At 36.2% G+C, this 12,372-nt stretch carries 12 protein-coding genes; 9 read left to right on the top strand and 3 right to left on the bottom strand.

The features are described 5' to 3' along the window. Position 1 precedes the first annotated feature (1 nt). Positions 2 to 763, bottom strand: a complete 762-nt coding sequence (locus HS1_RS12035) for an electron transfer flavoprotein subunit beta/FixA family protein (RefSeq protein ID WP_066065928.1) — start codon at positions 761 to 763, stop codon at positions 2 to 4. Between the two features lies 1 nt (position 764). Then, a complete protein-coding gene (locus tag HS1_RS12040; RefSeq protein ID WP_066065930.1) occupies positions 765 to 1,970 on the bottom strand; it encodes a (Fe-S)-binding protein in 1,206 nt (401 codons plus the stop codon). Positions 1,971 to 2,271: 301 nt separating this feature from the next. On the opposite strand from HS1_RS12040, the gene HS1_RS12045 reads away from it, so the two are divergent. The 8 genes from HS1_RS12045 (at position 2,272) to HS1_RS12080 (ending at position 11,001) form a co-directional block, all read left to right on the top strand. Then, positions 2,272 to 3,258, top strand: coding sequence for a sulfite exporter TauE/SafE family protein (locus HS1_RS12045; RefSeq protein WP_066065933.1), 987 nt, complete (start codon positions 2,272 to 2,274; stop codon positions 3,256 to 3,258). A gap of 17 nt (positions 3,259 to 3,275) precedes the next feature. Then, the gene (locus HS1_RS12050; RefSeq protein WP_066065936.1) at positions 3,276 to 3,713 is read left to right on the top strand and encodes a hypothetical protein; all 438 of its coding nucleotides are present in this window, start codon (positions 3,276 to 3,278) and stop codon (positions 3,711 to 3,713) included. A 68-nt stretch (positions 3,714 to 3,781) separates the two neighbouring features. Next, positions 3,782 to 4,513 carry a hypothetical protein gene (locus HS1_RS12055; RefSeq protein ID WP_066065941.1) on the top strand — a complete coding sequence of 244 codons (732 nt, stop codon included), beginning with the start codon at positions 3,782 to 3,784 and terminating at the stop codon, positions 4,511 to 4,513. 305 nt (positions 4,514 to 4,818) lie between these two features. Beyond that, positions 4,819 to 8,256, top strand: coding sequence for a DNA polymerase III subunit alpha (locus tag HS1_RS12060; RefSeq protein ID WP_066065944.1), 3,438 nt, complete (start codon positions 4,819 to 4,821; stop codon positions 8,254 to 8,256). After that, positions 8,253 to 9,005 carry a UPF0280 family protein gene (locus HS1_RS12065; RefSeq protein ID WP_066065947.1) on the top strand — a complete coding sequence of 251 codons (753 nt, stop codon included), beginning with the start codon at positions 8,253 to 8,255 and terminating at the stop codon, positions 9,003 to 9,005. Before HS1_RS12060 ends, HS1_RS12065 begins: the two co-directional genes overlap by 4 nt. A gap of 13 nt (positions 9,006 to 9,018) precedes the next feature. Continuing rightward, the gene (locus tag HS1_RS12070) at positions 9,019 to 9,516 is read left to right on the top strand and encodes an HIT family protein (protein ID WP_066065951.1); all 498 of its coding nucleotides are present in this window, start codon (positions 9,019 to 9,021) and stop codon (positions 9,514 to 9,516) included. Next, the gene (locus HS1_RS12075) at positions 9,517 to 9,846 is read left to right on the top strand and encodes a LapA family protein (RefSeq protein ID WP_066065954.1); all 330 of its coding nucleotides are present in this window, start codon (positions 9,517 to 9,519) and stop codon (positions 9,844 to 9,846) included. It begins immediately after the preceding gene. After that, positions 9,847 to 11,001: a tetratricopeptide repeat protein gene (locus tag HS1_RS12080; protein ID WP_066065957.1), complete on the top strand. Its 1,155-nt coding sequence runs from the start codon at positions 9,847 to 9,849 to the stop codon at positions 10,999 to 11,001. A gap of 46 nt (positions 11,002 to 11,047) precedes the next feature. Here the strand turns inward: HS1_RS12080 and HS1_RS12085 are convergent, their stop codons facing one another. Then, on the bottom strand, positions 11,048 to 11,599 hold the full coding sequence (locus HS1_RS12085; protein WP_066065959.1) for a Uma2 family endonuclease: 552 nt from the start codon (positions 11,597 to 11,599) through the stop codon (positions 11,048 to 11,050). Positions 11,600 to 11,940: 341 nt separating this feature from the next. Between HS1_RS12085 and HS1_RS12090 the strand changes: the two genes are divergently transcribed. Beyond that, complete coding sequence (locus tag HS1_RS12090) at positions 11,941 to 12,180, top strand: hypothetical protein (RefSeq protein WP_066065962.1); 240 nt, start codon at positions 11,941 to 11,943, stop codon at positions 12,178 to 12,180. Positions 12,181 to 12,372 lie beyond the last annotated feature (192 nt).

Below are 12,372 nucleotides of genomic sequence, written 5' to 3' on the forward strand. Positions count from 1 at the left end.
TTTATAGAAGGCCCTTGTTTTGAAGGGCTTCAGCAATCTTCTTTGCTACTTCTTCTGGTTCTCCTTCTATCATTTCAGCTCCTTTACCCACTTCTGGCATATACATCTTTTCTATCTCTATACCCGTTTCTACTTTAATTTCAGGGGCATCTATTTCTTCTATTTGAGCCGACTTCATAGCCGCCCGAATCTTGGCCACAGGTACATACCGAGGCGGTTTCTCGGCGGTCATCACTCCTAGTACCGCAGGGAGTTCAACCTTATACTCACCATAGACACCACCAGGAAATTCTTTATTTACACAAAGGCTGCCATCTTCTTTTTTATATTTGGAGACAAGACCAATGTATGGAAGACTGAGATTTGTAGCCAAAAAGATGCCTGTCTGACCATCCAGGTCAGTTATCGCTTCACAGCCTGTGAGGATCAAATCATATTGCATATCCTTAATCATCTCAGTCAAAATAGAGGCATAAAGATGGGAATCCAGTTCTTCAAAATCCCCCATAATTTTAATAAGTCTATCTACTCCTTTTGCCGCAGCAGCATATAAGACATCGTCTACTTCCCCTATATCAGGAGCGATGACTGTTACTTCACCACCATATTTTTCTTTTAAGATAACAGCCTCTTCAATAGCATGGTCATCTGCCTCATTAATAGTAAATCTCAAAAAAGAGGTATCAAGCCGCTTACCACTCTCATCTATCTCCAACTCTTCCACAAGATCTGGGACCATTTTTATAGGGACAATTATTTTCATCTTAACCTCCTATGGCTTCTAATAAAATTTCTGAAATATCCATTACCCTTATTTTTCCTTCTAGATTAAGCACCTTAACTGCATCCTCAAACATGGTAATATCTATGGGGCAAGCCACAGCAAGCACTTCTGCCCCTGTGGCCACTGCCTCTTTCACTCTTTTTTCAGCCGGTCTTTCCTTTATGTATTCCTTGCTAAAGCTATCAAGCCATACCCCACCACCGCCACCACCACAACATAAGGCATCTTCTTTTGTTCTTGGCATTTCTATTAATTTCAGACCATTTATAGACTTTAAAATCTCCCTAGGAGCATCAAAGACCTTATTTCTCCTGCCTAAATAACAGGGGTCATGATAAGTTACCTTATAAGGAAATTCATTTTGAAAAAGAGCTTCTAAATCAGCCAATCTTTGAGAAAGATATTGCGTATGATGCAACACTTTATACCTATAGCCAAATTTTGGATATTCATTAATAAGGGCATTATAGGCATGAGGATCAGGAGTAACTATTATATCAAAGTTGTATTTCTTAAGTTGTTTGGCATTATGTTCAACTAGCATTTCAAACAAGCCAAATTCTCCTGCTAATCTCTTTGAATCACCAATGCATTTTTCATCAGGACCAATAATACCAAAATCTACATTTAGTTTATGAAGTATTTTAGCCAGAGAAATGATAAGATTTTTTGCCCTCTGATGATAAGCACAAAAACACTCAGGAATTAAAAGGACGTTTACGGGTTTTTTATCCTTTTGCAAAATTTTTAATGGAACTCCTGCTTCCTTAACCCAATTAATCCTCTTCCTGGGAGATTCTCCAAAGGGATTTCCATATCTGGCTACATTTTCAAGTGCCTTCTGAAGTTCAGACGGAACTCCCTTTTCATAAAGCATGGCTGTTTCTCTTAAGACAGGAATCATAACATCTGTTAAAGGAATTTTTGCTGGACATCTCACAGTACAGGTATAGCATGAGGTGCAAAGCCATATTCCATGCCCGCTTAAAATTTCATCAAAATCTCCACCCCTCATGGCGGCAATCATCTTTCTTGTATTATAGTCCATACCTTCACCAAATGGACAAGAAGCACTACATGTGCCACATTGGAGGCACTGCCTTATCTTTTCTCCATCAACTATAGCATATGCCCTTTCCTGAAAGACTTCATATAAATCTTGTGGCTGCACCTCTGCCTGCCCCATCTTAACCTCCTTAATTATCTTATAAACTATTATTAAACCCTAAAAAGTTATTTGTCAACAAAAATCTGCTCCGAAATTCCCCTTCTAACCCCAAAACATCTTGTTTGGTTAATGTGAATCCGGTTTATTTTAAAACATGCATAATAAAAAAATATTTCTTGATCTAAGGACAAAAGATTCGGTGCTGGATTTTAGATTGCATTTTTAACTTGACATCTCAAATCTTGTATGTTATTAGAGTTTCTGTTTCAGAAATGTTTCACTAGGTTGTATTTACTTAATAATGAAAAGGAGAAATGGGATGGGGAAGCACAGAAGGCTTTTTAGATGGAAATGGATAGTATTTTTGTTTATACTCATTTTGGTGATTACTGCAAGCATAGCAACAGTACAAGCAGCCCCGGGAGAGGCTATGGGAATGAGCCCATTGACATTTTTTATGGTATTTTTATTGGCTACCACGGTGATGGGCATTTTTGCGGTGCTGGCCGGTGTAGGTGGTGGTGTGGTATTTACGCCAATTATGATGGGATTTACCCCTGTAGACAGTTATATTATTAGAACTACAGGAATATTTATAGCTATGGCAGGCGCATTAGTGGCAGCTAGGCCTTTCTTAAGAAGAGGGATTGCTAATGTAAGATTATTATTTTATGGAGCAGTTCCTTATGCAGTATGCGCCTGTATTGGTGCACTTTTGGCAGGATATATAAAGGCTACTATGGGGATAAAAGGAGAGGCTTTTGTAAGAGGAGCGTTAGGTGTAATAGTCCTTGGTATAGCATCTTTATTTATCTTTTTTGGAAAAAGGGTAGAATATCCCGATGTTAAAGAGGTTGATAGCTTTACCGAAAGATTGGCTCTGGCTATGGGCTACTGGGAAGAATCACTTGGGAAAGTGATCAATTATAAACTTGCCAGGGCACATATAGGAGGGATTTTGTTTTGCGGTGTGGGTCTAATCTCAGGACTTTTTGGTTTAGGTGCAGGATGGGCCATGGTTCCTGTATTTAATTTGGTAATGCTTGCTCCGTTAAAGGTTGCAGCTACTTGTAGTAAAGTGATGATTGGAATAGGTGATACAGCCGCAGTGTGGCCATATATTATGGGTGGAGGAATGTTTCCCCTATTTGGTGTGCCTTGTATGATAGGTTTAATAGTGGGGACACTTATAGGGGCGAGGATTATGCTTATGATTAAGGCAGGATTCATTAGGTGGCTTATTATAATAGTTATGATTGGTGCCGGAGTTAGATTGTTAATGAAAGCTATACAAATGTGGCCATAGAAATATAGGAGGAAACAATGCCTGAAGAAAAAGGACCAAAACCATTATTATCAGGTGTAATTTACGGAGAATGTGCTTACTGGATAACCCTTATAGGGATGCTGATTGGAATTGTTGGGATGGTACTGTATTTTTTTGGAGGGAAGCACTTTTTTGATGCTGAAACTGTAATCTCAGGACTTTTGTCAGGTAAAAGTGCTACTGTTATCTGGCAAGAAGCTGCAGGCAGAGAATCCCTCCATGGGCATTGGTATCTTCACCAACTCTCATATAGCGATGCCATAGCGATGTTGGGTATTGGCATTTGCTGTCTCTCAGCAGTGGTTGGAGTATGGGGAGCGTTTTTGGGAATGGTAATAAAGAAGGAGAGGCCTTACTTTTACTGGATTTTTGCCCTAATTCTTGGTATTTTATTAATTTTAGCAGCTATGGGGAAAATCTCCTTACATCATTAATACTAGATATCCCTCATTTGCATAAAGTGTATATTTAGGAATCAATTCTTATTGTTTGCAGTTAATGTATGAGTAAGATAGTAACTCCGGAAGTGCTTCTTCAGAAATTTTCTGACAGGTTGAAGAGCAAAAGTAAAGATTTGAAATACCTCATATACATGGGCAAGCATTTTGAAAAATGGCTTCAGTGTGAACTTGTGTTGTCTATGAGTGACATTGCACTCCCTGGTGTATTTGATGATAATTTTAAGGAGATGATATATGATGAGAGTGGAACGAAGGAGAAAGTTTGCGATATCACAATGGAATATCCCATCGAGGGTAAGGAACCAAGAAAAACTGATGTAATTATAGCAGAGAACCCATTTCTCTTTAAATTTGCAGACAAAGAGAACTGGCAGATATTTAAACAAGTTGATGTTAAAAAATGCAAAACAGAATACCGTAACACAAAATTTCATTATGTTGAACTTAAACAGATAAATTGGGTAGACATAAATTCTCCTGGCACCAAAATAAATAAAATTGTGGATGACTTGAAAAAATATTCAGACCTAGATTGGAGGAGTTTTAAACCAGTGTATAACCCAAGTAGTGTTATTTCAATGTGTTGTATTTCTTTTTGGGATTCTTCAAACCCATCAAGAGATATATCCCGAAGCGAGATTTATGAAGCCGCTAAAAAGGTGGGCAGGAATATTTGCAAAAAATGTGATGTTCATTATAAAATAAGCGGTTCTTTTCTTTGTGAAACAGTCACAGATGAAATATGTTTACTATTGGTTTTTTACAATATATAAACTAAGGTAGCTAAAGAGCGATATGGCAAATGTATAGGAAAAGGAATGTTTAAAAAGCTTACATAAAGGGGATATATTGGATTTTATTCAGAAACGAACAGCACCATATAATTCTACCGATATATCTCATTTTTAAAAATCATTTGTATTTGAGGGTAGTGTGAGGGTATTATTAGTTTCTGATTCTTTATAAGTTGTAGCAGCAAATTTTAAGATAAAGATTCTTTCGTTTATAAAACCCATTTTCTCCTTGCAAACTTTATTAGAAAGTTTTAAAAATTAGCATACTCAGAAGAGGATTTAAAATGAACCAATTTGTTCATCTCCATGTTCATACTCAATATAGTCTTCTAGATGGGGCTATTCGCTTGCCGGATTTAATGGCTAAAGTGAAAGAATATAATATGCCAGCCGTAGCTATGACTGACCATGGAAATTTATTTGGAGTAATTGATTTTTATGAAATGGCTTTAGATAATGGGATAAAACCTATAATAGGATGTGAGGTTTATCTTGCTCAGGACCATAAACAAAAAACTAAGAAAGAAAAGCTGAATCATCTTCTCCTTTTAGCGGAAGATGAGATTGGTTACCACAATTTATTAAAATTAGTAAGTATTTCCCACCTAGAAGGTTTTTATTATAAGCCTCGGCTGGATAAAAATTTACTTGCTCAATATCATGAAGGACTTATTGCCCTGAGTGCTTGTCTGCAAGGAGAAGTGCCTAGTCTTATTCTTCAAAATCGTTATGAAGATGCCCAAAATGCAGCTCAAACCTATATAGATATATTTGGTAAAGGAAACTTTTACTTAGAATTACAGGCAAATGGTTTGCCAGAGCAAGAAATTGCCAATAAAGAATTGATTAAATTAGGCAAAAAAATGGGATTACCTGTAGTAGCTACCAATGATTGTCATTATTTACAAAAAGAAGATGCTTCAGCTCATGATATTCTTCTTTGTATTCAAACAGGAAAAAATATAAATGACCAAAATAGAATGCGTTTTAGCACAGACCAGTTTTATTTTAAATCACCTCAAGAAATGATAACCACCTTTTCCGAGATACCAGAGGCCATTAAAAATACCTTGGAAATCAAAGAAAGGTGTAATATTAAATTTGAACTTGACAACTATCATTTTCCTGTCTTTCCTCTCCCTGAAGGGGAAACAGTAAATAGTTATCTTATGAAAAGCGCTGAAAAGGGATTAAAGCAAAAATTATCTATTCTGGGCTTGAATGATACCAAGCAAAAGGCCTATTGGGAAAGATTAAACTATGAGTTAAAAGTAATTACCCAAATGGGTTTTGCGGGATATTTTTTGATTGTAGCAGATATCATCAAACAGGCCAAAAAAAGGGGGATTTTAGTTGGTCCTGGTCGAGGTTCTGCTGCAGGGAGTTTGGTAGCCTATGCCCTAGATATCACTGAAATAGACCCACTTCCTTATAATTTACTCTTTGAGAGATTTTTAAACCCTGAAAGAAAGAGCTTACCTGATATAGATACCGATATTTGTATGGAAAGACGGGATGAAGTATTAAAATATATTTCTCGCAAATATGGAGGTAAAGAGCATGTAGCCCAAATTATTACCTTTGGTAAGATGCAAGCACGTGCAGTAGTGCGAGATGTAGGTCGTGCCCTAAATATGCCTTATCAGGAAGTAGATAGAATTGCTAAACTTATTCCTCCTTTTTTAAATATTACCTTAACAGATGCCATAAAGACTGAACCTAGATTGCAAGAACAAGCCAAGCAAGACAAAAGAGTGAGGAAACTACTAGAAGTTGCCCAACGGTTAGAAGGTTTGCCCCGACATGCTTCTACCCATGCTGCAGGGGTAGTTATCTCTGATAAGCCTTTAGTGCATTATTTACCTTTATCCCGTGGCACCAAAGGTGAAGTGATTACCCAGTTTGACATGAAAGGAGTAGAGCGAGTTGGATTAATTAAATTTGATTTTTTGGGATTGAAGACCCTGACGGTGATTAATAAGACCCTCTCTTTGATCAAAAAGCATACTGGGAATGAATTTGATTTAAACCATATTTCTTTAAAAGATAAACCTACCTATAAACTCCTTTCTAATGGTGATACTACTGGTGTATTTCAGTTAGAAAGCTCCGGTATGAAGGAGCTTTTGAGAAGGCTTAAACCTAATTGTTTTGAAGATTTGATTGCCTTGATTGCCCTTTATCGTCCTGGACCGTTGGAAAGTGGGATGGTAGAGGATTTTATTAAACGCAAACACCGTAAAGTATCCATAAAGTATGATTTACCCCAACTTGAACCTATTTTGAAAGAAACTTATGGGGTTATTCTTTATCAAGAACAAGTAATGCAAATTGCCGTGACACTCGCAGGTTATACATCAGGACAGGCTGATAATCTACGTAAGGCTATGGGAAAGAAAAAACCAGAAATCATGGCACAGGAGAAAAAACTGTTTATAGAAGGCGCTGTAAAAAATGGTATTTCTAGAGAAAAAGCAGAGCATATTTTCAATTTAATAGAGAAGTTTGCTGGATATGGTTTTAATAAGTCTCACAGCACGGCCTATGCCTTGATCGCTTATCGCACTGCTTATTTAAAGGCCCACTATCCACTGGAGTTCATGGCTGCCTTGTTAACTTGTGAAATGACATCTCAGGATGAAATAGTGAAATATGTCAATGAGTGTAGAGAGAAAAAAATAGAAATTTTACCTCCGGACATAAATCGCAGTGAGATAGACTTTGTAGTGGAAGATAATAAAATTCGGTTTAGCCTGGCCGCCATTAAGAATGTAGGGACAGCGGCAGTGCCTTATATTTTAAAGGCTAGAGCAAAGAAACCTTTTAGCTCTTTAGCTGATTTCTGTGAGCGGGTGGATGCCCATAAGGTAAATAAACGGGTGATTGAGAGTCTGATTAAGGCAGGTGCCTTTGATTGTTTAAACACTAAACGTTCACAATTAATGTTTATTCTGCAAAAGACAATGGAAAAGGCGCACCGTAAGCAACGAGGGTTAAGAGAAAATCAATTAACTCTATTCGATTTAGCAGAAACAGATGTTTCAGACATCTCCTTGCCTACTATGGATGAATGGACTGAAGAGATGAGGCTTAATTATGAAAAGGAGGCTCTAGGTTTTTATCTTACAGGACATCCATTACATAGTTATGAAGAGACTTTAAAGGAATTGAGCAATACCAATACAGAGGAAATCAAAGATTTAGCTGACCATACACCAGTGATGTTAGGAGGAATAATTATTGCCTTAAAGGAAATCAACTCTAAAAAAGGCGAACGGATGGCCTTTGCTACTTTAGAGGATATAAGAGGGAAAGTAGAGGTAGTAGTATTTAGCAATGTTTACCGGGAGGCAAGAGATTATTTTAGACAAGAGCAACCTTTATTTATTTCGGGACATATAAGTAAAGATGAAAATACTACCAAAGTGATTGCCGAAAAGGTATATTTTCTAGCTGAGGCCAAAGAAAAGTTGAGAAAACCAAAAAAAATCCAAGATAAGAAGATAAAAATTGTCTTAAAAGAAGGAGAGATAGACTCAAATCAGCTTTTGACTCTTAAAGATATTTTGAAAAAACATAAGGGAAAATGCTCAGTATATTTAGAAATCTTCCCTCAGGAAACCTTAGTAGCCTTGCCTTATTATCTCTATGTTAATCCTAGTCAAGAGTTTGTTCGTAGTGTTAATGAATTACTGGGGTATCAAGCCGTAGAAATAAAATGAGACCATTTTATAAAAATAAAGAGGCTGTTTATTCCACCCGTTTTTATCGCCATTGGTGCCAGGTAAGACATTTAACCAGCTTTTCGGTCACAGTAAAAGAGACAGATTTATGGATTAAGGCCCAAAGAGTGCTTATTTCTGAAACAAAGGAAGCTGTTTTTAAATATCGTGCTCAATTAGAAAAATATATTTACTTCCATCCCATTTTTAAAAAAGCCCTTTTCCCCTTGCCTTTAGACCCCTTTGCCCCTAAAATAGTGCAAAGAATGCTTAAAGCATCTCAAAATACAGGTGTAGGGCCGATGGCTGCGGTAGCCGGAGCCATTGCCCAAGCAGTGGGTGAGGAACTGTTATTATATTCAGAAGAAGTCGTGGTAGAAAATGGGGGGGATATATTTCTAAAAAATAAAACTCCTATGCATATAAGCATATTTGCTGGTCAATCGCCTCTGAGTGGACGAATTGGGATAAGAATTAAACCTGATTCTAGCCCTATCGCTATTTGCACTTCTTCTGGTAAAATTGGCCATTCATTTAGCTATGGTAAGGCAGATGCTGTAACTGTGGTAGCCAAAGATGCTGCTCTAGCAGATGCTGCGGCTACGGCTATTGGGAATTTAATAAATAAAAAAGAGGACATTCAGACAGGAATTAAATTAGCTCAAAAAATAAAGGATATAATGGGACTGCTCATTATTTTGAATGAGCACTTAGCTATATGGGGTCAAATTGATTTAGTTAAAATATAAAAGAGAGGGAAAGATGGAACATTTATGGGCTCCATGGCGGATGGAATATATTCTAGGAGAAAAAGAATCAGGTTGTATTTTTTGTCCAGATGCTCGTCAGGGCACAGACGAAGAAAATCTTATCTTATTTAAAGGTAATCTTACCATGGTCATGATGAACAAATATCCTTACAATAATGGTCATCTTTTGGTTTCTCCTCTACGGCATGTTCCTTGTCTAGACGATTTAAGGATTGAGGAACTAACAGATTTGATGCTCAAAATTAGAGCTTGTTTAAAATTTCTCAAAAGAGAAATGCATCCTGACGGATTCAATGTAGGACTTAATATAGGTGAAACTGCTGGGGCTGGGATGGCGGAACATTTACATTTTCATATTGTTCCTCGTTGGAATGGTGATACCAGTTATATGACCGTATTAGGAGAAATCCGGGTGATTCCTGAACACCTCAAGGCCACTTATAAACGGCTTAAACCATATTTTGATAAACTAAAAAAGGAGGAGAGCTAAATGCGATGGTTGAAAGCTATTTTACTAATAATATTTTTCGGATTAGGTATAATTTTTATTATCCAAAACCTGGAATTTTTTAATCAAACAGCTCAATTTGAGTTTAATTTATATTTCATTCATTTTATCTCTATTCCCTTGAAATTTTATATTCTTTTGATTTTATCTTTCTTTTTAGGCAGTATTTTTGGTATGTTTTATACTTTTAAGGGATGGCTTAAAAAAAGAAGGGAATTAAAGAGCAAAGATAAAGAAATAAAAAGACTTAAAGAGGAACTAGATTCCTTGCGTAACCTTCCTTTAACAGGAGAAAAGGTAGAAGGCACATAAATGGAGTGGCCTGTTTGGATTTTTCCCCTTCTTTTGATTACTCTAATAATTGGTTTCTTTTTCGGTAGACGCTTTTCTCCTAAAGACATTCAGGAGGCAAAAGAGAGTAAAATTGCCTTTCTTACCGGATTTCGCTATCTTCTCTCTAAAGAATCTGATAGGGCTATTGAAGCCTTTATGAAGGCAGTTAGATTAGATACAGAAACAGTAGAAACCTACTTTGCCTTAGCCAGCCTTTTTAGAGATAAAGGAGAAATTGAACGCGCTATTAGTATTCATCAAAGTATTATTACCCGTCCTCGGTTAGATGAGGCTATTAGGCTTCAGGCCTTATATGATTTGGCTTTAGATTATAAAAAGGCAGGTCTATTTGATAGGGCTATTGATGTCTTTAAAGAAGTGATACGAAGAAACCCCCAGAAAAAAGAGGCATATTTAGAGCTGGCGAATGTTTATCAAGTTTTAAAGGATTGGGCTGCTGCCTATACAGTTATTCAACGCCTAGATAAAATTACAGGAGAGGATCATAGTATTATGCTTGCCCACTTCCAGACAGAAATAGGGAAAAAATTGCAAATGGAAGATAAAAGAAGGGCAGAAGATGCCTTTAAAAAGGCCATAAAAATTAACAAAAAATGCATTGATGCCTATCTTCATTTAGGTGATTTATACTTTGAACAAAAAAATATAAAGAAGGCCCTTAGTATATGGGAGGAGGTTATAAAAATCTCTCCAGAATACAGCTTTTTGGTCTATTCTCGGTTGGAAAAAATTATTTCTGAGATAAAAGAAGAAAGAGTTTTTAGAAAATTTATTCAGAATTTAGAGAAAAAGAGAGAACGTGACATTTATTCTGCTCTTTTTATCAGTAAATATTATTTAGGAGGAAAAAACTTGGAGAAGGCAGAGGCATTTGTGAATGAGGTGTTACAGAAAGCACCTACCTCCGTAGGGGCACGCCAGTTATTGAGTCAAATTTTTTTAGAAAAAGGGGAGGTTCAAAAAGCCATCTCTCTTTTAACTCAAATCTCTCAAAACTTGCTGCCTCAAAAGAGCTATCAATGTAGCCAGTGTGGGTATGAAGCAACTAAGCTTTCCTGGTGGTGTCCTCAATGTCAGAGGTGGGATACCATAAAACCTAAGGGAATTTTTTAATAACACATTATTTTTAATTTACTCCGTCGGACACCAACCATCTATTCTAAAAGATATCATTCAATTTTATTTTTATCCCTTTAAGGACTAAAGATTCTAAGATATCTGTTTTTTTATAAATTTTTACTGTCTCAAGACCACTTTCTCCTAACGCCATGACTTCAATCTCTTTCTTCTCAAGGTCTACTAACCAATACTCCTTTACTTCATATTTGCTATAAAGCTTTCTCTTTATGACCCTATCTCTATATTCAGAAGTAGGTGAGATAATCTCAACAATAAGGTCAGGTGCACCCTGAATATTTTTCTCTGTTATAATATTTAGTCTTTCTTTGGAGATAAACATAATATCTGGCTGAACTACATCTATCTCTGAAAGGACTACATCTAAAGGGGCAAGATAAACCTCTCCTATGCCTTTTTTGTCAACAAATTCACACAATCTTAAATATAAATTTCCTAAAACCATTTGATGGTGTGGCACTGGCGATGGAACCATATGAACCTCCCCATCAATAATCTCATACCTCTTGTCCTCGGGAAAGTGAAGATAATCTTCGTATGTGAACTTTATAGGCTTTTTCACTGCTGTATCCATTTTGGCCCCCTTATAAATCTTGGAAGACTAAACATAAGTTATCATGAAATATCATCACTAGCAAGATACCACAAAATTCGTATTCTTTTTACGTTCACACGTTCTAACGTTTACACGTTTTTAACGTCTACTCCTTCACAATGGGCTTAGTCTCCTTTAGAGCCTTTTTAGGTTGGATAATTGAGATTCTATATGCTCTATAATCTCAATAACACCGGCTACAGAAGTATACATTATATTTTTTGACAATCTCTAAGAGATATGTTACTTTTTTAAAAACTGGCGTCTCATAGTCAAATTTAAGTGAAATTTGGAGATAAATAAAAGTTAGGAGATTAGAGATGGAGCTCTTAAAATTTAACCTTCCACAAATGGAGGAAAAAGTCCTAGAGATGATGATTCAAATGGGATTTTTTTCCAATAAAGATGAAGCAGTTAGGACAGCAGTTATTAAATATGCTATGGATTTGGGATTATTAAAACCAGAAGAAATTTGGAAAGAAATAGAGAACTATAAGAGAAGAAAAATTACGCCTGAACAACTGATGAAGGATTTAGAAGCAATTGAAAATGAAACTTAGAATTTTCTTAGACACTAATGTTTCATTTACGCCTTTGAATTTCCAAAATCCAATTCAAGGAAAATAATAGAGTTATTAAATGAAGGAAAAATTGAGGCAGTTATTAGTGAAAGAGTGATTAAAGAAGTGCAAGCATATTTTTTAGTTTCTTTTGATAAAGATTTTAAGAAATTTAAAGAATATAAAACACCA

The sequence above is a fragment of the Candidatus Desulfofervidus auxilii genome (assembly GCF_001577525.1).
Lineage (GTDB): Bacteria > Desulfobacterota > Desulfofervidia > Desulfofervidales > Desulfofervidaceae > Desulfofervidus > Desulfofervidus auxilii.